At 33.6% G+C, this 22,225-nt stretch carries 28 protein-coding genes; 8 read left to right on the top strand and 20 right to left on the bottom strand.

Annotation, left to right across the window (positions count from 1 at the left end; all coding sequences use genetic code 11):
- Nucleotide 1 precedes the first annotated feature (1 nt).
- The 6 genes from SMGD1_RS02920 to SMGD1_RS02945 are packed head-to-tail and all read left to right on the top strand — an operon-like array spanning nucleotide 2 to nucleotide 3,291.
- Complete coding sequence (locus SMGD1_RS02920) at nucleotides 2–706, top strand: nitrate reductase cytochrome c-type subunit (protein WP_008338108.1); 705 nt, start codon at nucleotides 2–4, stop codon at nucleotides 704–706.
- Entirely contained in the window at nucleotides 706–1,200 is a 495-nt protein-coding gene (locus tag SMGD1_RS02925; RefSeq protein ID WP_008340593.1) for a ferredoxin-type protein NapF, read from the top strand. Before SMGD1_RS02920 ends, SMGD1_RS02925 begins: the two co-directional genes overlap by 1 nt.
- Entirely contained in the window at nucleotides 1,201–2,151 is a 951-nt protein-coding gene (locus tag SMGD1_RS02930; RefSeq protein WP_008337754.1) for a WD40 repeat domain-containing protein, read from the top strand.
- A 23-nt stretch (nucleotides 2,152–2,174) separates the two neighbouring features.
- Nucleotides 2,175–2,564: a chaperone NapD gene (locus SMGD1_RS02935; protein ID WP_008337997.1), complete on the top strand. Its 390-nt coding sequence runs from the start codon at nucleotides 2,175–2,177 to the stop codon at nucleotides 2,562–2,564.
- 2 nt (nucleotides 2,565–2,566) lie between these two features.
- On the top strand, nucleotides 2,567–2,857 hold the full coding sequence (locus tag SMGD1_RS02940) for a hypothetical protein (RefSeq protein WP_008337839.1): 291 nt from the start codon (nucleotides 2,567–2,569) through the stop codon (nucleotides 2,855–2,857).
- A complete protein-coding gene (locus tag SMGD1_RS02945) occupies nucleotides 2,857–3,291 on the top strand; it encodes a hypothetical protein (protein ID WP_008337890.1) in 435 nt (144 codons plus the stop codon). Before SMGD1_RS02940 ends, SMGD1_RS02945 begins: the two co-directional genes overlap by 1 nt.
- A 20-nt stretch (nucleotides 3,292–3,311) precedes the next feature.
- Here the strand turns inward: SMGD1_RS02945 and SMGD1_RS02950 are convergent, their stop codons facing one another.
- From SMGD1_RS02950 to surE, 20 genes are read right to left on the bottom strand one after another with little or no spacing between them, the layout of a single operon-like run.
- Nucleotides 3,312–4,592 (bottom strand): aminopeptidase P N-terminal domain-containing protein, encoded by a 1,281-nt coding sequence (locus tag SMGD1_RS02950; RefSeq protein WP_008337989.1) that lies wholly within the window; start codon nucleotides 4,590–4,592, stop codon nucleotides 3,312–3,314.
- Entirely contained in the window at nucleotides 4,589–5,188 is a 600-nt protein-coding gene (locus SMGD1_RS02955; protein ID WP_008340596.1) for an ABC-type transport auxiliary lipoprotein family protein, read from the bottom strand. Before SMGD1_RS02955 ends, SMGD1_RS02950 begins: the two co-directional genes overlap by 4 nt.
- Entirely contained in the window at nucleotides 5,188–6,150 is a 963-nt protein-coding gene (locus tag SMGD1_RS02960; protein WP_241761433.1) for an MlaD family protein, read from the bottom strand. The genes SMGD1_RS02955 and SMGD1_RS02960 overlap by 1 nt, the downstream gene beginning before the upstream one ends.
- Nucleotides 6,143–6,883, bottom strand: a complete 741-nt coding sequence (locus SMGD1_RS02965; protein WP_008338063.1) for an ABC transporter ATP-binding protein — start codon at nucleotides 6,881–6,883, stop codon at nucleotides 6,143–6,145. Before SMGD1_RS02965 ends, SMGD1_RS02960 begins: the two co-directional genes overlap by 8 nt.
- Nucleotides 6,883–7,956 carry an ABC transporter permease gene (locus SMGD1_RS02970; RefSeq protein ID WP_008337952.1) on the bottom strand — a complete coding sequence of 358 codons (1,074 nt, stop codon included), beginning with the start codon at nucleotides 7,954–7,956 and terminating at the stop codon, nucleotides 6,883–6,885. Before SMGD1_RS02970 ends, SMGD1_RS02965 begins: the two co-directional genes overlap by 1 nt.
- Nucleotides 7,957–7,988: 32 nt before the next feature.
- On the bottom strand, nucleotides 7,989–8,483 hold the full coding sequence (locus SMGD1_RS02975; protein ID WP_008337724.1) for a chemotaxis protein CheW: 495 nt from the start codon (nucleotides 8,481–8,483) through the stop codon (nucleotides 7,989–7,991).
- Complete coding sequence (locus SMGD1_RS02980; protein ID WP_008337690.1) at nucleotides 8,483–10,879, bottom strand: hybrid sensor histidine kinase/response regulator; 2,397 nt, start codon at nucleotides 10,877–10,879, stop codon at nucleotides 8,483–8,485. The genes SMGD1_RS02975 and SMGD1_RS02980 overlap by 1 nt, the downstream gene beginning before the upstream one ends.
- Before the next feature lie 10 nt (nucleotides 10,880–10,889).
- Nucleotides 10,890–11,831, bottom strand: a complete 942-nt coding sequence (locus SMGD1_RS02985; protein ID WP_008337876.1) for a chemotaxis protein — start codon at nucleotides 11,829–11,831, stop codon at nucleotides 10,890–10,892.
- Between the two features lie 2 nt (nucleotides 11,832–11,833).
- Complete coding sequence (locus tag SMGD1_RS02990) at nucleotides 11,834–12,589, bottom strand: UDP-2,3-diacylglucosamine diphosphatase (RefSeq protein ID WP_008338080.1); 756 nt, start codon at nucleotides 12,587–12,589, stop codon at nucleotides 11,834–11,836.
- Nucleotides 12,579–13,583, bottom strand: coding sequence for an N-acetyl-gamma-glutamyl-phosphate reductase (gene argC, locus SMGD1_RS02995; RefSeq protein ID WP_008337921.1), 1,005 nt, complete (start codon nucleotides 13,581–13,583; stop codon nucleotides 12,579–12,581). Before argC ends, SMGD1_RS02990 begins: the two co-directional genes overlap by 11 nt.
- Entirely contained in the window at nucleotides 13,570–14,067 is a 498-nt protein-coding gene (gene greA, locus SMGD1_RS03000) for a transcription elongation factor GreA (protein WP_008337764.1), read from the bottom strand. Before greA ends, argC begins: the two co-directional genes overlap by 14 nt.
- Nucleotides 14,068–14,115: 48 nt before the next feature.
- Nucleotides 14,116–15,108: an LPP20 family lipoprotein gene (locus SMGD1_RS03005; RefSeq protein ID WP_008338014.1), complete on the bottom strand. Its 993-nt coding sequence runs from the start codon at nucleotides 15,106–15,108 to the stop codon at nucleotides 14,116–14,118.
- The gene (locus SMGD1_RS03010) at nucleotides 15,105–15,692 is read right to left on the bottom strand and encodes a caspase family protein (RefSeq protein ID WP_008340604.1); all 588 of its coding nucleotides are present in this window, start codon (nucleotides 15,690–15,692) and stop codon (nucleotides 15,105–15,107) included. The genes SMGD1_RS03005 and SMGD1_RS03010 overlap by 4 nt, the downstream gene beginning before the upstream one ends.
- 8 nt (nucleotides 15,693–15,700) lie before the next feature.
- Nucleotides 15,701–16,903 carry an Lcl C-terminal domain-containing protein gene (locus SMGD1_RS03015; protein ID WP_008340607.1) on the bottom strand — a complete coding sequence of 401 codons (1,203 nt, stop codon included), beginning with the start codon at nucleotides 16,901–16,903 and terminating at the stop codon, nucleotides 15,701–15,703.
- A gap of 50 nt (nucleotides 16,904–16,953) precedes the next feature.
- Nucleotides 16,954–17,460 carry an Lcl C-terminal domain-containing protein gene (locus tag SMGD1_RS03020; protein ID WP_241761434.1) on the bottom strand — a complete coding sequence of 169 codons (507 nt, stop codon included), beginning with the start codon at nucleotides 17,458–17,460 and terminating at the stop codon, nucleotides 16,954–16,956.
- Nucleotides 17,461–17,477: 17 nt separating this feature from the next.
- Nucleotides 17,478–17,729, bottom strand: a complete 252-nt coding sequence (locus SMGD1_RS03025; RefSeq protein ID WP_008337661.1) for a hypothetical protein — start codon at nucleotides 17,727–17,729, stop codon at nucleotides 17,478–17,480.
- Complete coding sequence (locus tag SMGD1_RS03030; protein WP_008340609.1) at nucleotides 17,713–18,093, bottom strand: hypothetical protein; 381 nt, start codon at nucleotides 18,091–18,093, stop codon at nucleotides 17,713–17,715. Before SMGD1_RS03030 ends, SMGD1_RS03025 begins: the two co-directional genes overlap by 17 nt.
- 15 nt (nucleotides 18,094–18,108) lie before the next feature.
- The gene (locus tag SMGD1_RS03035) at nucleotides 18,109–19,008 is read right to left on the bottom strand and encodes a hypothetical protein (protein ID WP_008338008.1); all 900 of its coding nucleotides are present in this window, start codon (nucleotides 19,006–19,008) and stop codon (nucleotides 18,109–18,111) included.
- Nucleotides 19,008–19,649 (bottom strand): tRNA threonylcarbamoyladenosine dehydratase, encoded by a 642-nt coding sequence (locus tag SMGD1_RS03040; protein WP_008337896.1) that lies wholly within the window; start codon nucleotides 19,647–19,649, stop codon nucleotides 19,008–19,010. The genes SMGD1_RS03035 and SMGD1_RS03040 overlap by 1 nt, the downstream gene beginning before the upstream one ends.
- Nucleotides 19,650–19,654: 5 nt before the next feature.
- A complete protein-coding gene (gene surE / locus SMGD1_RS03045) occupies nucleotides 19,655–20,440 on the bottom strand; it encodes a 5'/3'-nucleotidase SurE (RefSeq protein WP_008337651.1) in 786 nt (261 codons plus the stop codon).
- A gap of 85 nt (nucleotides 20,441–20,525) precedes the next feature.
- On the opposite strand from surE, the gene SMGD1_RS03050 reads away from it, so the two are divergent.
- Both SMGD1_RS03050 and SMGD1_RS14995 read left to right on the top strand, forming a co-directional pair.
- Nucleotides 20,526–21,077, top strand: coding sequence for a hypothetical protein (locus tag SMGD1_RS03050; RefSeq protein WP_008338135.1), 552 nt, complete (start codon nucleotides 20,526–20,528; stop codon nucleotides 21,075–21,077).
- A gap of 41 nt (nucleotides 21,078–21,118) precedes the next feature.
- Nucleotides 21,119–22,222, top strand: coding sequence for a methyl-accepting chemotaxis protein (locus SMGD1_RS14995; protein ID WP_008337777.1), 1,104 nt, complete (start codon nucleotides 21,119–21,121; stop codon nucleotides 22,220–22,222).
- Nucleotides 22,223–22,225: the final 3 nt, after the last annotated feature.

Consider the following 22,225-nt stretch of genomic DNA (forward strand, 5'->3'; position numbering starts at 1 on the left):
AATGAAAACAATGAGTAAGATAACGATTGGTTTAGTTGCTGCGGCACTGCTAATTGTAGGATGTGGGGATAGTGGTAAAGCTGCTCCATCTGCAAACGCTAAAGTGGCACCAACAATTACTGAGGCATCTTTAGGTCTTAGAAAAACCGACCTATATAGTGAAGATACTACAACTGGGGACAAAACTCAGTATAGTACAAGTGCAGCTGGTAGTGGTAAAATGATTCAAAGAGCATTCCAAGATGCTCCACCGATGATTCCACATGACACAGATGGAATGTTACCTATTAAAATAGGAGATAACCAATGTACTGGTTGTCATATGCCAGAAGTTGCAAGTTCAATGGGTGCTACATCAATTCCAGTATCACACTTTACAAACTTTAGACCAAAGCATAAATATGATGGTCAAGAGTTTACGAAGAGTATTGATAATATGAAAAATGAGGTAGCTATAAAAGAGTCAACTCATCTTCAAGGTGCAAGATTTAACTGTACGCAGTGTCATGCTCCACAATCTCAAGGTGCATTGGCAGTTGAGAATACGTTCGAAGCTACATATACACGTCCTGATGGTGCTAATAAATCAGGCTGGAGCGGAAAAGCTCTAACTGATCAATTAGACACTGTTAAAGGTGAAGGCGGTAAAGTATCTGCGGCAGATATTGCAAATGCAAATTCTCCATCTGGTAGTTTAGGTCACTAATGGAAAGAAGAGAGCTTTTTAGCTCTCTGGCCTCCAAACTTAAAGGTGAAAACCTTAAAAAAAACAGTCCAGAGAGACATATAAGACCACCTTACTTTAACGACGAATCTCTTTTTCTCAATGAGTGTAGTAAGTGCGAAGCAAAATGCGCCACTGTTTGTGAAGAAGAAATAATAAAAATTGCAGATGATCAAACTCCTTACTTGGATTTTTCTCATAGTGGATGTACATTTTGCGATGAATGTGCGAAAGCCTGTGAATTTGGAGTTCTTAGCGTTGAAGATAAAAGAAATATAAATGCTAAGGTTACTATTTCAAAAAACGAGTGTCTAAGCTGGAATGCTGTTATGTGTTTTTCATGTAAAGATCCGTGCTTAGACAATGCTATTGATTTTAAAGCTATGTTTATGCCTGAGATAAATGACAAATGTACATCTTGTGGTTTTTGTCTAAGCAGATGTCCGGCAACATCTATACATTTTGAGGTAATATAAATGATTAGAATTCTACTTTTAACAGTTTTTATAACTTCTATAATATTTGCAGATATAAAAATGCCACTAAAACAATACATATCAACTGGACCAGTTACAGATATGCTAATAAGTGGCTCTAAACTCTATAGTGCAACTAATGCTAGTTGCGTGGATATTTTTGATCTAGAGAGTCGAAAAATAATCCAAAAAATTGAAATTAGTAAGATTAAAGATTTTATGGGTGATGAAGTTGATTCAAAGATCTACTCTGTGGATGTTTTAGATAATCAAGTACTTCTTCTATCTCAAGCTAAAAATGGATTTAGAAGAGTTCATATTTATAAAGATAAAAAGCTTGAACTGATTATTCCATATACTAAAAATCTAACAATATCAAAGGTTAAGTTTTTAAACAAAGATACAATTCTACTGGGAATGTTGAGTAATGAACTTATATCTTTTAACTTAAATACAAAAGCTTATAACTGGAGCATACAAGTTTCAGGAGCAAAGTTTTCAGACTTTGCGTTGAGTGAAAATAAAGACGAAGCCATCGTTGCAGATGAGAGCGGAAGTCTAAAGATTCATAATATGAAAGATGGGAAACTGATTAATCTTCTTGAAGGACAGAATTTAGATAATGTTTTTCAAATAGATTATAAAAATGGAATTATTGCAACTGCTGGGCAAGATAGAAGAGTGGTAATATATGCCTATAAGTTTGACTCAGCCTACTATCAGTCATCTAGTTTTTTGATTTATAGTGTCGGCTTATCTCCAAGCGGGAAAAGAGTAGCTTATTCAAGTGATGAAAATAATAATATAACAGTATTTAATACAATTACAAAATCGGTTCTGGGTAAATTTGGAGGAAATAAAATGACTCTTTCAAAGATACTCTTTTTAAACGAAAATGAGTTTTTAGTTTCTAGTGATGATAAAACCATTAATCTTTATAAGATAAAATAAACTCAAATAATAAGGAAAACAGAATGAATGTTTCAAGTATAGTAGTTAAAACAGTACCAAAGTTTTTAGAAGAAGTGGTTCAGAGCCTAAAAGATTGTGAAGTATGTGATTATCATATGCATGATGAAGAAGGTCGTATCATTATCACTATAGAAGGTGCAGGTGTTGAAGAAGAGTTAAAAAAACTTCGTGTTATTGAAGCAATCCCTCATGTAATTACAGCTGACATGCAAATGGCATACAGTGAAGATGAGCTGAATGAGCATATGGAAGTATTATCAAATTCTGATGTTGTTCCCAAGATGCTAAATGATGAAGATATAGATCCAAGAGACATCGTTTATAACGGTGATTTAAAGAAAAAAGACCTTGAAGGTTTTGCTAGACGCTTTGACGAGACTGGTAAAAAATAGTTATGAGCCTAATATTTGAGTCAAAAATAAAAGTAGATGAAAATAATGAGTGGTTTATCGAACTAACTGACACATCAGATGGCAGAGTTGAAATCTGTAAAAACATGGATGAATACAAAGAAAAGTTTGAAAAAATGGGTGAAGACTATGGTGGAAATGTTGATCAGGTGATATGGTCTCAAGATGACAATGTTCCTCCATATCATATAGATGAGATTAGACAGGCTATGGCGGACCTTCAAGCTGAAGTTGAAGCAAAAATAGGCAGACCTCTAATGGAAGAGAATAAATAGTGGAAGCCAAGGCTATAGTTACAGACACTTACTTGGACCCTATAGAGATTTCTTTGCATCTAAAAAATGTAGAGTACATAATAATGGCTGCTTCTGCACCTGGACATTTTAAAGATACTCCTATACACTTTAGTATATTTTTAAATACAAAAGATAAATTTACACAAGACGTTCAAGATGCTATTTTAAATAAATTTTTAGAAGAACAAGGAATTACAAAACCAACTGAACTCATGAGTCAATTAATGCCAGTTGGTTTTGGAAAAAGTAATCAAGACACACCAATGCCTCTACTTTTAATAAGACCTGAAGATCAGAGAACTATCCCCCATGCAGTTATGTTTGTTATGGATTTTCTAGCAGATTCTGAAAACTTTCATGAAGCAAAAATAAATAAGCTTACAGGCTGGTCATACTCTTATACTAATGGATAAGGGAAAAAGTGGCCACAGCCTTATGCAAAGTAATAACTCATGCTCTCAATTTCTTTTACAGTTTTTGCAATTTTTTTAGATAAATTATTATGAGAATTTTTAGTAACTAAAATATCATCTTCTATTCTAATTCCTATACCTCTAAATTTTTTAGGCACACTTCTATCATCTTTAGATATGTAGATTCCAGGTTCTATAGTTAACACCATACCTTTTTTGAGTTGTATTTCTTTAGAGTTCACATCTAAGTATGGAGCCTCATCATGAACATCTAGTCCCATCCAATGTCCTATGCCATGTGGATAGTACTTTTTGTGTTCTTGCCTCTTTATAAGCTTCTTATATGTACCCTTTAAGATACCAAGTCTTAGCATACCTTTTGTAAGAAGTATCTCAGCCTCTTTTTGTAAGTCAGATCTTAGAACTCCAGGCTTTATCATTTTAATAATTTCATATTGAGTATCTAATATCATATTATACAAATCTTTTTGAGCCTTTGAAAACTTACCGTTTACAGGGATAGTTCTTGTTATATCACTTGCATAGTATTCATACTCGCATCCGGCATCTATTAAAATAAGCTTACCATCTACTAGAGGCTTGTCATTAAAAATATAATGCAGTGTATTAGCACTATCTCCACATGCGACAATTGAAGTATATGCGTCACTATATGCACCATACTTTTTAAAGTTATATTCTATTGATGCAAGAAGTTCATATTCATTCTTATGTTTTTTATTAAAAGCCATTGCTTCGTGATGTGCTTCTTTTGTAATATGGATAGCTTTTTTAATTAGGTTTATTTCCGGCTTTGATTTAATAAGTCTCATCTCACCAATCAAAGATGAGATATCTCGATGAGCTTTAAAACTGTTTTTTAGAAGTTTTTTAGCTTTAGAGAGTTTCTCACCAAAGTCATAATAGAGGTATTTTTTATCTTTACTAAGCTCTTTTATACTCTTTTTAAAATCTTTACTCACAACAACAGAGTCAACTAAAAATCTCTTTTTTGCTTCAACCTCACCTAATCTTTTTCCATTCCAAAGTTCATAAACTTCATCTTTGTGTTGAACAAAAAATATGGTCTTTCTATCTTTTTTATTTTTTACAATAACCAAGCACGAGTTATCCTCTTTAAAACCTGTAAGATAATAGAAGTTGCTATTTTGTCTATATGGATAATTAGTATCATTAGAGCGAGTTTTATTATCTGCACTAAAGAGGACTGTTAATGAGTTCTTAGCTAACTTTTTTGCTAATAATTCTCTTCTCTTTTGATATTCGCTCTCTTTTATCACTTACAAACCTCATTCAAAAAATCCAATCCTTGTTCAAGTACATTAGTAAGTGCAGCGTCTAAGCCTTTCACTCCCCCTGATGCATCTGGAGAACTAGTCTCTTTTTTTGCACTAAAAGTTTTTGTCGATATTACTTCGCTGCTTATTGAATCAATCAATGTTAAGCTAATACCTACACTTGCATCTGACTTATCTAGATCTTTACTATAGTATTGCATAAAGTCTTCTATATTTATCTCTAGAATCAAGTCACCCCTACTTCTTGACTTTGAATTTTGAACGTTTTTAAATAGTTTAGAGTCTCTTAGTGCCTTAACCACTTGAGATGACACTTCTTGATTTGGAGAGTTATTCCACTGTGCTTGTGAGAAAGCATATATTTTATGACCGTCTAATACATAGTTCATCTGTAAAGACATTAGCGAGCTTGAACTGAATGCTTGTGAAACTTTGAGTGACTTATCTATACACCCTTTTGAATCAGTACTGTGTTTTAGTGTCTTTAGAGATAGTTTATATTCCGTAACTGCAGGTTTTGTTGTAGAACAACCTGATAACAAAAACACAAGTATTACTGCAAAATAAACTCTTATCATTATTTCTCTCCTGGACCTTTTTTAATCTCTTCTTGTTTAAATAAAATATCACCAGGACTTCTTTCATACTGGTTTAATGCACCTTCTATTCTTATCATTAAGTGTTGTAATTCAATAAGTGTATTATTCATTGTAGGAACGATGTCAGTAGATATCTCTTTTAAATTAAAATCCCCACTATCCACGGCTAGTTTAAACCTGTCCATAGAAGCTTTAATCCCAAGATAACTGTTCATTATTGACGAGAAAGTTTTTGCTATTTTATTTTCCCAAGCGACACTATTATCTACAAAGTGCTCGATTTTTGGCATCATAACATCTATTTTTTTTGTAGCATTATCAAAGTTTTTTATTGATGAGTGAAAGTTAGCTATGGCTTCATCACTCAGAAGCTTATCCATCTGAGTCATAAAAGATGCGGTTGATTTTAATAGTAGCGTTATATTTTCTTGATTATTTTCAGCTAAAAGCTTTTGTGTACCGCTTAGTGTTTTAGATAATTTAGTAGAGACACTTTCAAGTGATTTTTCAAATTGTTCAAAAAAAGAATCTTCCGTTTTTATAACAGGATATTCTTCACCCTCTTTAGCCACCAGGTTAGCAGCACCATTATCTCCCAAACTTAAGTTAATGTAACTAAGTCCTGTAATACCCTGAGCAGTTAGCTTTGCAACAGTAGTTTCTTTTACAGGTGTAGTTTTTAATATTGTTACTTGAACTTCTACCTGTTCTGAGTTTTTAGGATTAATTCTTAGTCTACTTACTTTTCCTACACTAATTCCTCTATACTTAACAGCAGCATCAAGATTAAGACCAAGCACAGACTCGTCAAAGAGTATGTTGTATTTTTGAGTCTGTGTTTCTTCTGCTGGTTTTAACAGCCAGTAAGTAAATGCTAACATTAAAGTGACCCCAAGTAGGACCATAAAACCTACTACTGTATAGTTAACTTTATTATTCAAAATTACCCCTAAAAAATGTTTGTATGAATTCACTTTTAGTATTTTTAATATTGCTCAAATCACCCTCGTAAACTATTCTTTTATTGTCTATAATTGCGACTTTGTCAAGTGTATCATAAATTGATTGTAAATCGTGTGAAACCATTACTATAGTTAGTCCTAAAAGCTTTCTGAGTTTAAGTATCAGTGCGTCAAATTCTCTCGCTGATATAGGGTCTAAGCCACTTGTAGGTTCATCTAAAAACAGAAGTTTTGGGTCCATAGCAAGCGCACGTGCAAGAGCTGATTTTTTCTTCATACCACCACTTATTTGAGAAGGATAAAGAAGAGCATCTGCGGATTTTAACCCAACAAGATTTATTTTAAACTCTACTATTTCATCTATCATCTTTTGTGAAAGATCTGTATACTCTTTTAACGGTAATGATATATTTTCTTTAATATTTAATGAAGAAAAAAGTGCACCTGCCTGAAATAAAACACCCCACTCTCTTCTTAACTTTTGTGCTTCTTCATGTCTAATACTACCAAGATCATGGCCTAAGACTTCTATTGAACCACTAGAATAGTTTTGTAACATTACCATCTCACGAAGGAGAGTTGTTTTCCCACATCCTGATGGACCTATTAGTCCATAGATTTCACCTTCATTTATACTAAGATTAAGTCCATCATGAACTATTCTCTCTTCAAAAATGGTCTTAACATTTCTCACTTCAATCATACTAGCCATTATATCCCCAGGTTTGTAAAAAGAATTGAGAATATTGCGTCACATATAATAACTGCAAATATAGATTCAACAACACTTTTTGTTGTATTGAATCCTATGCTTTGAGTGTCATCTTTAACTTCTAAACCACGATAGACCCCGATAGATGCAATAATAAATGCAAAAAATGGACCTTTACCTATCCCTATAAAAAAATGCTTAGCAGCTACAACATCATTAAACCTATCTATAAAAAGCTGAGGGCTGATATCTAAATCTATAACTGCTACTAGTAATCCGCCAAACACACTCATTATATCTGCAACAAAAATAAGAATTGGCATGGCAATCATAAGGGCTATTATTCTTGGAAGAACCAAAAATATATACGGATCGAACCCCATAGTTCTCATAGCATCCAACTCTTCTGTTATCTTCATAGCACCTATTTGTGCTGTAAATGCTGAACCACTTCGTCCCGCTATTACTATAGCAGTCATCAGTGGTGCCAGTTCTCTAAGCATAGAGATTCCCAGCATATCCACTATAAATATATTTGCTCCGTATATCTTTAGTTGATATGCTGATTGATAAGCGACCACTAGACCTATTAAAAAACTTGTTAGTGAAATAATTCCCAAAGCTTTAATTGCACTCTCGTTTATTTCAAAAGCTATCTCTTTAAACCTTATATTTTTAATGGTTTTTAGAGTATTGATTTTAGTTGCGAAAAGCTGACCGATAAATGCCATAAATGCAACAAAACCACTGTAATACAGATATGTGTTTTCACCTATAATATTTAGAAAATTCGGCCTAGTTTCCTCCGGTATCGCTTGTGAAGTTTTTTTTGATTTTAAAACTAATTCCAAAGTATCCAATATATCTTTATTGGTAGTAATTATATTTGATGTTATGTTTTTTTGAGTAAGCTTATGTATTAATGAGTTTATAAAGATAGATGCTGCAGTATCAAAGTAGACTACATCTTCTAAATCAAAATCAACTTTTCTAACTTGTGAAAAATCAATTTCATCTATCTTATTTTGGTAAGAAGTCACGGTGTAAAGTGTAAACTCTCCTGAAAATTTCAAGGAGAGTTTAGCATCTGAGAATGAATGGTTAATTAAAAATCTCTCTCTAATAATTTGTTGACTTTTAGTATAGTAATAATTTTATCTTTTTGTTTACCAACACCATCAATCATAGTATCGTCTCCACTTATTGTGTCTGGAGCAGGCCCAATATTAGATTTCTTGATTCTAATTGCCATTGTTAGTCTATCTATAACAAATCCGGCAACATCATCGTCATCTTTCATAACAATAAAACGAGTCTCATCACTATGTTTTTTCTCACTTAAACCAAACTTCAAACGAAGATCAATAAGAGGAATAACAGAACCACGAAGATTAAAAACACCCATTACATACTTAGGAACCTGAGGTACTCTTGTCCAACTAAAAGGCTTGATAATCTCTTGAATTGATAAAATAGGAATTGCATATTCTTCTTCACCAATTATAAAACCAACTAATTGTACTATATCATCTGATTGGTCTATAGAATCGCTTTGCTGCTCACCCTGTTTGCTAATTATTTCTTTTAATTTATCACTCATTATAAGAACTCCGTTTTAAAGTTAATATTTCTTTGAACTACACTTGATAGATAATCAGCAGAGTAAGGCTTAGTTATATACTCTACCATTCCAGACTCAACACCTCTCATACGATCAGATTTACCTGTACGAGATGTAACTGCAATTAAAGGCATAGTTTTATATCTGTTGTATTTTTTTATCTCTGTAGCTAGAGTATACCCATCCATTCTTGGCATCTCAATATCAATAAGCATTGCATCAAAATTATGATCACCCTGCTTTAAGATATTTAATGCTTCTTGTCCATCTCCAGCTTCAACCAATGTTATGCCTGTTGCTTCAAGTGATTTTCTCATAATCATTCTATCTGTTTTAGAATCATCTACAATCATTACAGTATAGTCACTTGCTTTAGTCTTTTCCAGTGCAATCTGAGCAGCTCCTGATGTATCTGAAACTAAAGCTGTTGCTTTTACAGTTTTTGCCATATCCATAATTGCTACTACATCTACGATAAGTGTTACACCACCATCACCACGGATTGTTGCTCCTGCGATACCATCAATACCTTTTAAGTACTCACCAAGAGATTTAATAACTATTTCTTCTTGACCTACTAAAGAATCAACAATAAGTCCAAGTTTTTGAGTACCAAGACCAAGAACAACAACATACGCATGCTCGCTTGAATCTAAAATTCTTTCAACTTCGAATATATCTCCAATATGAACTAAAGATAGTACATCATCTCTCAATCTCATAACAGAACGACCCTCTACTGTATAAATCTCATCTTTAGAGATTCTAACAGTTTCTAGTACTGACGATAGTGGAATCGCATAATGCTCTTCTTGTACACCAACTAAAAGAGCTTGAATGATTGCAAGTGTTAGAGGAATTTTAAGTCTAATAGAACTACCTCGTCCTTTCTCACTCTCAATATCAATAATACCATTAACTTTTTCTATATTAGTTTTTACAACATCCATTCCAACACCACGACCTGAAACATTTGTAACAGCTGCAGCAGTAGAAAATCCTGGTTTCATAATTAGACTAAAAGCTTCTTTATCACTCATATTATCAGCTTCTTTTTCACTGATAAGATTTTTTTCCAATGCTTTATTTTTCAGCATCTCAGCATCAAGACCTTTACCATCATCGTCAATTTGAATAACGATTTGATTTCCTTCATTGTACGCTGTTAAAGAAATTGTACCTGTTTCATTTTTTCCAGCAGCTAAACGTATCGATGGTATTTCTATACCGTGATCACAAGAGTTTCTAATAATGTGAACTAATGGATCACCAATCTCTTCAACGATTGATTTATCAAGTTCTGTCTCTTCACCATCAATTTCGAGTTCAATTTTCTTGTTTAACTCTCTGCTTAAGTCACGAATCATTCTAGGGAACTTGTTAAATACTTTTCCAATTGGCAGCATTCTTGTCTTCATAACCGCGATTTGTAGGTCAGTTGTAACAAGGGAAACAATAGAAACAACTTGATTTAACTCTTCTAAAAACTCTTCACCCTCATAACGCTCTTCAACATCATCATTGATTTTAATAAGTCTATTTTTTGCAAGAACCAGCTCACCAATAAGGTTCATCAAGTGGTCAAGTCTTTTAACATCAACGCGAATAGTCTGCTCTACTGTAGTTGCTGATTTCTTTGCAGGCGCAGCAGCTTTAGTATCATTTCTTGGATCCTCTACTTCGTCAAACACAGGAGACGGTGTTGGAGTCACATGAACTGGAGCAGCAGCTGGAGCTGGCTTAGAAGTCTCTTCTTCAACTACGTCTTCAGGAGAAGGAGGAGGTGCTGGAACATCTTCTCCTGCTGCGATCTTAGCTTCTCTTTTAGCTCTATCTTCAGCTTGTCTCTCATCAAGAAGTCTCAGAATCTCAGCCTCAACATCATCATCAGACATATTTTCATAGTCCGGCTCATCAGATGCAACTTCCTCTACCACAGGTGCAACTTCTACAATTGGTGCAGATGCTTCTGGAGTTGGAACCGCTCCATCTCCACCACTTACTTTGTCAAGTCTTGCCACACAAGCTGAAACATCCACTCCTGAATCTGAACTTGTATCACGAATAATGTTTAAGAGTGTTTTCATTAAATCTATAGACTCTAGAACAACATCCATAATATCTGGAGTAATAATCAACTCACCATGTCTAGCTTTATTTAAAACGTCTTCCATGTGATGTGTAAGGTGAGTTAAAACATCAAAATTTAGGAATGATGAAGCACCTTTAACTGTATGGGCAACGCGAAAGATTCCATTTAAAAGTTCTAAGTCTTCCGGTGTTGCTTCAAGCTCAACTAAATCTTCATCTAACTTTTCAACTAGCTCAAAAGATTCAACTAAAAAATCCTGTAATATTTCCTGAAATTCATCCATATTTACACTCCTACTTCATATGTGCACGAACAACTCGTGCAACTTCATCATAAAATGAGCTTGCTTCAAACTTAACTAAGTAAGCTTCTCCACCGGCTTCTTTACCTCTAATTTCACTAAAATGATCACTAATCGATGAGTTAAACACAATAGGAATATTTTTAAATCTTCCATCTTCTTTAACATTTGCAGCAAAATGGAAACCATCCATTTTCGGCATTTCAACATCAGAAATAATTATCTTTAATTGTTTTGATATATCATCACCATACATTTTATGAAGTTCTTCTAGCTTATCTAAGCCCTCTTGTCCATCTCCAGCTTCAATAACACTAAAGCCCATCTTTTGTATGGCTTCTTTAACAATTTTTCTAGCCGTTAAACTATCGTCCAGTACAAGAGCTAAACCAGAAAAGTTATCCATGTGTTCTGGTATATGATCAATATCAGGTTCATAAAGACCCAATTCTTGGATAACACTTTCTAAGTCAAGAATAAGAAGTACATTATCATCTTCTATTTTTGTAACACCAGTAATTTTACTGCCATCCATAGAGCCTGATCCACTTATAAAAGCAGCTGGTTCAATGTCACCCCAATTTATTCTTCTTATTCTTTTTGCTTCATGAACAACAAATCCTATTAGAACATTATTAAACTCTGTAATAATAACTCTTGAGTTTGCTATAGCATTTGCCGGCTCAACGATACCCATCCATTTAGCTAAATTTACAACGGGGATCACAACACTTCTTAAATCAAAAATACCTTCTATATATTCAGGTGTTCCAGGAAGTTCTGTTAGGCGAGGCATCTTAATTATTTCACGTACTTTTGAAACATTTATACCGTAAATCCCCTCGTAAACTTCGCCGTCTTCTTCTTTTAGAATGCGAAAGTCAACAAGTTCCATTTCATTAGAACCCACTCTCAGCGAATCGTCTATCTTCATATTTAATATCTCCTGACCGTATCGTCTTGTATAGAAAAAATATTTTCTTCTAACAATTCAACGTCTTTGAACGATTTTACAATAAAATATCTTTGATTGCAAGCAAAAGCTGCTAAATTTATATATCTAAAATCTTCAAGTTCTAGCATTTTATTTTGATGAAAATGCCCCTCTATAAAGTAGTTACATTGGTATTTATTATCTAATCTTTTTTCTATAAACTCTCTAAAGCCTCTAAACTCTTTACAGTCATCTTTTTTACTTAAATACTCATCTAATCTATTTATAATTAAGTGTCTTGATATAGAATCTAAAATATTTAAAACACTAATAACAAATGGATTTCTGACAATAGAAGTATATATATTATAAAATAAAGGGCTCTCTATATCACCATGTGCCAGTAAAACTTTTTTGCTTCCATACTCTACTTTTAGAGGTTGTTCTTTGATACCAAAAACTTTTACTTTTGGAAAAACTTTTTTTAAGTTGAAATCATGGTTTCCTTCTAGGTATATCACTTCGATTGTCTGAGATATCTCGTTTAATATGCTTACAGCTTGAGAGTTTACTTCTTGCGTATATGGTACATTGCCAAAAAGTGTATCAAAAATGTCACCCATGAGTATGAGCTGAGTAGGTTGAAGTTGTTTTGCATGGATTGCTTTTAAGAAGTCCAGAAACTCTGGGCGAATGTGCGAGTAGTGTGCATCTGAGACAACAAATGCACCCTCTTTTAACTCTATATTATGGGACATAAGCTATATTTGGTATCCCATCTTTTTGACATAAACCCATCATTATATTAGCATTTACAACAGCTTGAGATGAAGCGCCTCTCATAAGATTGTCTATAGCACTCGATATAAAAAGTATATTGCCTTTTTGTTTTACATATAAATCACAAAAATTTGTCCCTGCTACATTTTTCATATCAACAGGGTTCTCACTAATACGAACAAAAGGCTCATCTTTATAAAACTCTTTTAGCACGCTTGATGCATCAAAATCTTGACTTACTTGAATGTAGATAGACGAGATCATTCCACGAGTCAAAGGGATAAGATGAGGAACAAAATTCACCTCATCAAAATCTACTCCAAGCTTTTGTGCAATCTCTGGAGCATGTCTGTGCATAAGTGGGTTATAGGCGAATAGATTATCATTTACATTCACAAAGTGAGTAACATCACTAAGTTTTTTTCCTGCTCCACTTACACCAGTTTTAGCATCTATTATAATCGGCGTATTTTCTACTCTTTTATCCATAAATGGAAGAAGTCCTAAAAGTGCAGAAGTTGGGAAACAACCAGGATTTGCTACAAGTTTTGCAGACTTCAACTCTTCTCGATACATCTCTGGAAGACCATAAACAACATGCTCTAAGTTCTGGGGATCTGTATGTGGTGTATAGAACTCTTCATAGATATCTTGAGGTAGTCTGTAATCAGCTGAGAGATCAACTACTTTTACACCCTTAGCAATAAGTGGTTTGACATACGCCATAGCTGTTTTGTGAGGAAGCGCTAAGAAAACAAGCTCACAACTAGAAGCACAAGCTTCTATGTCAGCTTTTTGAACTTCCAAGTTACACACACCTTGGAGTGATGGATGCAATTTATCTATAGTTGTTTCACCCTCAGAGTTAGCAACATAAGCCAGAGTAAACTTTGGATGGTTAATAAGAATTTTTACAAGTTCCAAGCCAGTGTAACCACTAGCTCCGATAACTCCTACATTAATGACACTCAAATACAATCTCCTGATATTTAACTTCTTCTATCTCGTACTCTTTAGCACCGCCTGGAAGTACAACTTTCACTTCATCACCTTCTTCACGACCAAGAAGTTGTTTTGCTAGAGGTGAAGCAAAAGAGATTAATCCCATATCAGGATTACTCTCACAGCCACCGACTATAGTATATGTAACTGTTTCATCACTATCCATATCTGTCATAACCACGGTTGATCCAAAACTGATTTTTGCATGCTCTAGCTCACTTGGGTCTACTATGCGAGAACAGCCTAAAATAGAAGCTAAATCAGCTAAACGATTGTCTATATTTCTTTGAGCCTCTTTAGCTGCATGGTATTCAGCGTTTTCTTTTAAATCACCATGTTCCAATGCTTCTTCAATTGCTTTTACAATTTCTGGTCTTTTTACTTCTTTTAAATCTCTTACTTCTGCTTGTAATTTTTCGTAACCGAAAAGTGTCATTGGTTCGACTTTATCCATAATTGTTCTCTTTATTAAATTTTTTTATTTTAATGATTATATCAAATTTTAGTAGATTCTTGGCTTTGTCACAACTTTGAGTGTAGCGTAGTTTTTATCGTTCATAAACTCTATAAGCTCATCAAAATTTTTATACTTCTCTTCTTCTATCAACGCTTCATCAGCCTGAGCGAAGCTGTCAAAATGTATTTTCTCACTACTTACTATCAACACATAAAGGTCATATGTCTCTACCCCTTTTTGCATAAGCCCTGCTTCTGGTATAGTTTCAAACTCTTTATTTGGAATATTTTCTTGTTTTTCTTTTTTAATAGCTACATTTCTCACAAGTGTTGAAACTGTACCGTCTTCATAAACTGTAAGTATAGATGCATAACCATTCTTTGCAGACTTAACTTTGAAGAAAAACTTATCTTCATTGTACAAAATATTCTTAGGCTTATTGGTATTTATACTTATCTTAGAATTATCAACTGTTGTAAAAAACTTTGCAAAATCTTTTTTATCAAGGGCTTGAAGTATATTTTTGTACTTGATAAACCACTTTTTATCTTTTCTTACAAGCTCAAAGTTTATATCTTTTTTCAGTGCTTTTTTTAACTTCTTGGCAATAGTCGTATTTTTTATGTAGCTATTTTGTTTTTCATTTTCAAGTTTTGTTGCTTTGACTTTACGAATAAACTTATCTAAAGATGGGATATTTTCATACTCCACGCACACAAAATACTTGCCATCACTAAACTCAGACTTTAAAAGTTCATAGTCATACAGAGTCGCATTTGAATTTTGGGCAGAACTAAAGTCTTCACTGCTTTTAAACTCTCCGTCTCTCACTTTTTGGCTCTGAGAAAAAGATGTCTTTACACTTACAGAGATTTGAGAAGTTATATCGTTAAATGCTTCTTGTTTTGCATGTACTTCATCAACTCCACTTCCATAACCCACATAACTATTTGCTTTTGTCTTTTGGACATTGTGGTACCACATAGGGTTAGCAAATGCAGATGCTACTAGTACAATAATTAAAAGTATTTTTCTCACAAACTCAACCTAAAGTTACCTTCTATGGTAGGTTCTTGTGCTCTTACATCACCATACTCTTCTAAAGAAGTATCATAAGTTTGAGCTTTAGTATCTTTAAAGAGAGTCTTGATGTCACTATCTCCTTCTATGATGTTTTTCATCACATAAAAGCTAAAGAGGCGATGTGCTTTTTTATCATAGCCGTTTGAGTATTGGTTACCTTTTCCTGCACTCATTACCACCATTCTATTTTTATCAAATTCAACTGACTTTGCTACCATCTTTGTAGCGGCTACACCTTTTAGTACAGCTTTACCATCGGTAACTCCACTAAAGCACGAGTCAACTATTGCTACTATCTTATCTGCTTTTGAAGCACTTAATTGTGCATATATATTTTTAAGTGCGAAAAAACTCTCATCTGCTACGAAGTCTGGTTCTGTGTTAGATGCAAGCATAAAAGGTTCATTATTCAAGCTCGGTACTGGAACTCCATGACCGTTGTAATAAAAGTAGATGCTGTCTCCACTCTTCACACGGCGAAGCATCTTTTTCATACTTGTTTTTATCTTTGCTTGAGAAGCATTCTCATTTATAAGCACAAAACTATTTACTTTGAACTCCTAACCTCTTTTGAGCTGTTGAACAAACATCTCTGCACTTCTGTGCATAAGATATATATCTGTAAACTCATATTCTCTATTCCTACCACAAAAAGCCATTTGGTTTTATCTTCTTTAGCTTGTTTAGAGTTTTTAAGTAGATTATCCAGTTCACGAAAGTTATTTAGCTTACTTGCATTAAAACTACTGACTTCATTTTGCGCTACTATCACAGAACTTCTAAAACTACTCTCTACACTTATATCATTTTTGATGTTTACTGCTACTTTTGTATCATCTATGTTCATATCTGTAAATAGAGCCATATAAGTTTTTTTCTTGTAAGGAACTCTTATATCTTTTAGTTTCACACTGCTTCCGTCATACTCAAAAACAGCTTCTGGTTTTAAAGAAGCAAACTCATCTTTAAAAGCTTTTGCATCTTCTCTTTGCACTTTTATAGCAACTTTTTTAGAAAACTCTTTTTTGGCTTCAAACGATATATCTGCAACAAAATAGCCATTGTCCGCATCATATTTTAGATTTGTTAGAGTTGGTTTTCCCCAAGTTATTTCTAAGGCATTTTTGATTGCATTGATTTTTGCTTGAACTTTTGCTGTTGCATAACTCTTTTTATATTCAACTATCTCTTGTTTTTGCTTTATCTTCGTACTATCTACTCGTTTGTTAAACTCCGCAGTAGTTTCAAATTCATCTTTTACTAGTTTTAGCTCACTTGGTGGTTTAGGAATATTTTTTAGTTCCTCTTCTACTAATTTTGAGATTAATTTATCAAAGTTCAAAAGCTCAGATTGTCCTGCCCTAGCACACCTGAGATAATTTTTATCCGTCTTACTACTGCTGCCTGAATTGCCACCGCTAAAGTTCACATTCCAAGCGTACTTAGAATCTGAAACATTCACGGACGACGACCAATAAGTGCTAGAAGTGACATTTTTAAACTCTTTTTTTATCGAAGGGAGGTATATATTTTTATCAGTTATGGTTAAAAGCTGCTCAGCGGTTGGTAAAAACCAATCATCATATCCCTGTAGTGTTAAATTGTTACAGTATTTTTTTGCACTTTCCCAATCTTTTACAACACTTTTTGCATCGTTATCATCTTGCCACACAAGAACTGTTTTTTTATCTACTACAATATTTGCAGAAGCCAAGATAAAGCCTATCAAAATCAAAAGGATTACTTTCATTTCTCTTTCCTGTATTATTTAATTCCAAATTTTCAAAACTTATAACGTCACTATTGTCCTGCCCTTGCACACCTAACATAATACTTACTTGTCTGTCTGTAATAGAGGGAATAGCCATTGTCAAAGTACACATACCAAGCGTATTCAGAAACTGGAACATTCACAGACGACGACCAATAATTGCTAGAAGTTACATTTTTAAAACCTTCTTTTATGGCTGGATTAACCTTACTATAGTCAGCTATACTCTCTAACTCTATTATAGTTGGTAAATACCAATCGTTATAACCTCCATGTGATAAGTTTTGACAATATTCTTTTGCGTCATTCCAATCTTTTTTGACACTTTTTGCACGAGAGTCATCTTGCCACATTAAACCTGTAGTAATATCTTTAACTACCTCTTTTACATCATCTCTTTTTAGAGTTGATTTTTTAATATCTAGTTTTTTAACAGTTTTGTCTATAACTATCTCAACTCCAAAAGCTGAGATGCTAATCAGTACTATTAGTAGTAACTTTTTTATCATTTTTATATCTCTTGCTGTTGTTTTCAATTATTATATCAAAATCTCTAAATCTTTCTCATCGCAGATAAATCAAATTCTATAGTCTCATCTTCACAAACTACAGTAACAATACATACACTCTTAGAGATGCTAAGAGGCTTTACTATATCTTCTAAAAGAACATGTGATTCTTTTGTTGTCGGGTCATAAGCTTTTAAAGTGTTTTGCTCAACCATGAAGAGTCTTCCACCACCGCATCCATCACCGATGATGCCTTCACATATCAGTGGATCATTCAAATCAAAACCATGAGTCATCTAAACACTCCTCTTTTGCTTCTTCTAAAAACTCTTTAAACTCACTAGAATTTTTATCTAAGTCTTTATACTCAACGTAGACATACTCTTTAAATATCTTCTCATCTACACACTTACAAAGCTTAGAGTCATTAGAATCTGCACAGGTAGAAATCATCACTTGTTTTTGAACCTCATTCCAGCCAAAATAGCTTTTATAGTATGGATATAGAACCCAAAAAGCAAAACCAATCGTTAGGACTATATTTGTAATGTACTCTTTTTTCTTAGTCTCTATATATTTTTTTACATCATAAGATATAAGAATCAAAAAGACAATCTCTAAACCAATATTGAACCAGTCGCTATCTAAAAAATCAAACAAATATTACCTTTATAATTACCATTTTAAATTTGGACGCAAGATAAGTTGATGATTATCAATTCCCTCTTCTTTAAGTGCGCCGCTGTACTTGTCTCCACTGTTGTAGAGATAACCTATTCCAAGACCAAAACTGACTTTTTCACTCCAGCTAAGCGGCCATTTTTTCTCTAAAATAAGTTCCATCTCACTTAGATGCAAAGTCTTTGCATTTACCGCAGCCATAACAGAAAAAGCACTGTTGTAAACAAATGACCATGCACTTTTTTTATAATCTATACTACTTCGTCTAGCACCTATATATAAACTGTTTTCAAAGTCACTATTTTGATGGATTCTACTGCCTACTCTAAAACTCCAGTCTAAGTCTCTATCTTCTTTGTTTCTTGTACCTTTTAGTTTAAATTCCAAGTTATACCACTTGTCGTAGTGAGCCAAGTTGTCTTTTATAGAGTAGTCACCGATAGTGACAAGGTAACCTATATAGGCTCTATTATTTCCTATGTGATCTTCTTTTTTATTTTTAAAAACCATCATTCTTCCTATGAAAAATGAAAGAGAATATGGCTCTTCAAAACCTGCAGTTACTGATTTAACCAAATTAAAATTTTGTACTTTTGCTTTTTCATACATGTCTTCATGATTTTGTCTAAAGTAAAGACCACCAATTCCCATAGGATGCACGGCAGCTTCTAGTAAAAATATATTTGGATTTAAAGTATTTAAGATTAAGTCTGTGTATATTTGAGTCTCAGAAAAAGAGATAGCATCTGTAATGTTGTTATCTCTGTCAAGGTCTATAAATGCTGAAACATTTGAGTAATAAGCATCTACTTCATAGTCATACTCTATCAAATCATCACCAGATAGATTACTACAGATGCTAACAACAAACAATAGACCTAAAAAAAATTTCATTACTGCTTCTTTGTTAGAATTTTTATTGCCTCTGCACACATAGCCAGACCAAAAGATGCTGTTACTCCCATAAAGCTGCCTTTGGCTTTCACCTGCGCTTCTTCTGAAGAAAAGACTACTCTATATTTTTTATTAAAACCTCGTTTTCTAAGCTCATAACGGATTTTAGAACCAAATTTATCTCCGTAAGTTTTCCAGATATCTGTCACTTCTATCTTTGTAGGATCAAGTCTCTTTGCGCTTCCAAAAGATGAGATAAGTTTTTTGTAACACTTCTGAGCAAGAGCAAGTTTAGCTTTTGTATCATCTATGGCATCTAAAACCAAGTCATACTCATCGAAGTCAAAGTCCCAAACCCACTGCTCATCTATACGAGTATTTATGATTTTTATATCTGGATAGTGTTTTTTAAGAGCTTCTACTTTGAGTTCACCCTCATGCATCTCAGACCACATTTGACGGTTCTGGTTTGTCTCATCATATGTATCATAGTCTACAATTGTCACATCTGTAATACCACTTCTAATCAAACAATCAAGACAAAAACTACCAACTCCTCCAACACCAAGAAGCAGTATCTTGGCACTTGAAAGTTTAGTGAAATCATCTTCTAAAATAAGTTTTATACGGTCATATCTCATACTGTCTAATCTATCCACTCTTCAAGTTTTTTCATACTTTTGTATGCACTCAAATCAAGTTGAATCGGAGTAATAGAGATAAATCCATCTCTTATAGCTTCATAATCACTAACTCCATCAACTCCCTCTCTTGGAGAGAAATTTAGTGGATGCAGACCTAACCAGTAGTGCTCTTCTCCACGTGGATTTCTATGAACGTGTGAATCATTTGCATAAAACCTATAACCTGCATACGTTACTTTTATCTTAGCTTCTTTAACATCAGCTGGAATATTTACATTTAAAAATTCTCTATGAGGTAGAGGAAATGTTCCGTTTTTTATCTTTAAAACAAGCTCTTTTATAGTCTTTTGTGCAAGTGTAAAATCACCATCAGGATTTGTAAAATCCATAACTTGACTTATAGCGATAGAAGGAACATCGTGTAAAACTCCCTCCATAGCTCCTGCTGCTGTTCCGCTGTATGTAATATCTTCGCCCATGTTTGAGCCACGATTTATTCCGCTTATTAGCAAGTCTGGTTTTTTATCTTCAAAGATTGTACTAAGAGATAAGTAGACACAGTCACTAGGAGTCCCATCGTCTAGTTTGTAAAAATCATCATCAACACTTACAAAACGAAGTGGTCTCACAAGAGTAAGAGAGTGTCCACAGGCAGACTTCTCATTTGCGGGGGCTACAACTGTAACTTTCACATCTTCTAACTCTCTTAAAGCTTCTATTAAACAGAGTAGGCCTTTTGCTTCGTAACCATCATCATTTGTAACTAATATTCTGTATTTATTTTTCATAAGGACATTTTATACAAATGCTTCTTTAAACTTTATGATTTACTTTTTTTTCCGATATAGATGCAACAGATACAAAGGAAAAATTATGAATACTTCATACGCGGTTGACTCTTACAGAGCACATGACCTGAGTATAGCTATGAAAACTTCTAGCGGTGATGTTATAAAGATGGATTTCGCAAATCATCAGTCGGCATCTATGAGTCATGAACAGAATGCAAGTGGCTCAAAAACTACTATGAGTTTTGCTTCGATGCAGTCATTTCAGTTTAATATAGAGAGTAACGGAATAGATGCTCAAGATAAAAAAGAGATAGATGCATTTATGAAAATAGCTCAACCATTTATTGACTCATTTTTAAAAGAACTTCAAGACGCAGCACCAAAATCTCCAGTGACTCAACTTGCAAATAAAATAGCAAGCATATTTGAGCCAAGTAAAGAGAGAGATGAAAACGCTAAAAACAATGTAAAAACTAACATAGTTAAAATGTTTGATGACTCTATGAAAAAACTTGAAGCTCCTGAGAAACTAGATAATATAGACTCTTTAGATAAAATCTTCGCAGATGCTCAAAAACTTTTAGAAAAAACTCTTAAAGCTTTTGATGATTTCAACAAAAATATATACGCTTAAACATGCGATAGGCTTTGGTATAAAATATGCTTTAGCCAAGCATGAAAACACTTCTTTTATCACTTATTTTTACATTGTCTATATTCGCTTCATCGATCGAGCTAAACTACCACGAACTAAATAAAGAGATAGATAAAGTCTCATTAGACTTAACTCCTGAAGAGAAAGTGTCACTCTACTTTCTTGTTCTATCAACTCATGAAAACATAACAACTGCCCTCTCACTTGATAAAACTAAAGTATCTTCTTTAGAGACACTAGAGAGTCGTACACTAAAAATATTATCAGATTTACATGAAAACAACTCAAACATAGATGCCATTCAAATCAAAAAGATGAAAGAGTTATATATAAAGATAACTAAAGAGGGTCAAGAGCTTATAAAACAACACTCTGATGACTCCAATGATAAAATCATATATAAAGATAAAATAGTCTATCAAGACAAAGTTGTTTTCCAAGATAAAATTGTTGAGACATCATCACTAGGATTAAGTGTTTTACTAGGGCTATTAGGGATAGCATTAGGTTTAGCGATCGGCTTTTTCACTTTTAGAAAAACTGTAGTTAAAGAAGTCACAAAACTTCAACAGATAGAAGTTAAGAGTGATGACAAAGATCTTATAAAAAATCTTCAAGAGATTAACTCTTCTTTGGAAGATGAAATAAAATCTCTTAATGCAAATGAATCTTTAGTTACAAAAGTACAAAGTGAAAACCGCACCCTGATAGAGAGACAAAAAGAATTACAAAATTCACATGAGACTCTTCTAACTGAGTTGAATACAAAAATAGAAATTATCAGTGAAGAAAAAGAAGTTCTACTAGAAAAAGCTCAGATTCTAGAAGAGTGCCAAGATGCAAAAGATGAAGAGGAGCATGAGTTTAATGATAAGCTAAACTCACTTCAACATCAGTCACAAGATATTTTCAATGTACTTGACACTATCTCAGACATTGCTGACCAGACAAATCTACTCGCACTAAATGCAGCTATCGAAGCTGCTCGTGCAGGTGAGCATGGACGTGGTTTTGCAGTTGTTGCTGATGAAGTCAGAAAACTCGCAGAGAGAACTCAAAAAGCACTCAATGAAGCCAAAGTCAATATATCCTCTGTTGTAGATGCTGTATCAAATCTCAAATAAACC

Source organism: Sulfurimonas gotlandica GD1 (assembly GCF_000242915.1).
GTDB lineage: Bacteria > Campylobacterota > Campylobacteria > Campylobacterales > Sulfurimonadaceae > Sulfurimonas > Sulfurimonas gotlandica.

Excerpts from the sequence above, each read along its gene's own strand:
- SMGD1_RS02985 (WP_008337876.1), bottom strand. The coding sequence starts at position 11,831 with ATGAAGATAGACGATTCGCTGAGAGTGGGTTCTAATGAAATGGAACTT.
- SMGD1_RS02955 (WP_008340596.1), bottom strand. The coding sequence starts at position 5,188 with ATGATAAGAGTTTATTTTGCAGTAATACTTGTGTTTTTGTTATCAGGT.
- SMGD1_RS02975 (WP_008337724.1), bottom strand. The coding sequence starts at position 8,483 with ATGAGTGATAAATTAAAAGAAATAATTAGCAAACAGGGTGAGCAGCAA.
- SMGD1_RS03040 (WP_008337896.1), bottom strand. The coding sequence starts at position 19,649 with ATGAGATATGACCGTATAAAACTTATTTTAGAAGATGATTTCACTAAA.
- SMGD1_RS03050 (WP_008338135.1), top strand. The coding sequence starts at position 20,526 with ATGAATACTTCATACGCGGTTGACTCTTACAGAGCACATGACCTGAGT.
- SMGD1_RS02940 (WP_008337839.1), top strand. The coding sequence starts at position 2,567 with ATGAGCCTAATATTTGAGTCAAAAATAAAAGTAGATGAAAATAATGAG.
- SMGD1_RS03015 (WP_008340607.1), bottom strand. The coding sequence starts at position 16,903 with ATGAAAGTAATCCTTTTGATTTTGATAGGCTTTATCTTGGCTTCTGCA.
- SMGD1_RS02925 (WP_008340593.1), top strand. The coding sequence starts at position 706 with ATGGAAAGAAGAGAGCTTTTTAGCTCTCTGGCCTCCAAACTTAAAGGT.
- SMGD1_RS03035 (WP_008338008.1), bottom strand. The coding sequence starts at position 19,008 with ATGAAATTTTTTTTAGGTCTATTGTTTGTTGTTAGCATCTGTAGTAAT.
- SMGD1_RS03025 (WP_008337661.1), bottom strand. The coding sequence starts at position 17,729 with ATGACTCATGGTTTTGATTTGAATGATCCACTGATATGTGAAGGCATC.
- SMGD1_RS02935 (WP_008337997.1), top strand. The coding sequence starts at position 2,175 with ATGAATGTTTCAAGTATAGTAGTTAAAACAGTACCAAAGTTTTTAGAA.
- surE (WP_008337651.1), bottom strand. The coding sequence starts at position 20,440 with ATGAAAAATAAATACAGAATATTAGTTACAAATGATGATGGTTACGAA.
- SMGD1_RS14995 (WP_008337777.1), top strand. The coding sequence starts at position 21,119 with ATGAAAACACTTCTTTTATCACTTATTTTTACATTGTCTATATTCGCT.
- greA (WP_008337764.1), bottom strand. The coding sequence starts at position 14,067 with ATGGATAAAGTCGAACCAATGACACTTTTCGGTTACGAAAAATTACAA.
- SMGD1_RS02980 (WP_008337690.1), bottom strand. The coding sequence starts at position 10,879 with ATGGATGAATTTCAGGAAATATTACAGGATTTTTTAGTTGAATCTTTT.
- SMGD1_RS02930 (WP_008337754.1), top strand. The coding sequence starts at position 1,201 with ATGATTAGAATTCTACTTTTAACAGTTTTTATAACTTCTATAATATTT.
- SMGD1_RS02965 (WP_008338063.1), bottom strand. The coding sequence starts at position 6,883 with ATGGCTAGTATGATTGAAGTGAGAAATGTTAAGACCATTTTTGAAGAG.
- SMGD1_RS02990 (WP_008338080.1), bottom strand. The coding sequence starts at position 12,589 with ATGTCCCATAATATAGAGTTAAAAGAGGGTGCATTTGTTGTCTCAGAT.
- SMGD1_RS02920 (WP_008338108.1), top strand. The coding sequence starts at position 2 with ATGAAAACAATGAGTAAGATAACGATTGGTTTAGTTGCTGCGGCACTG.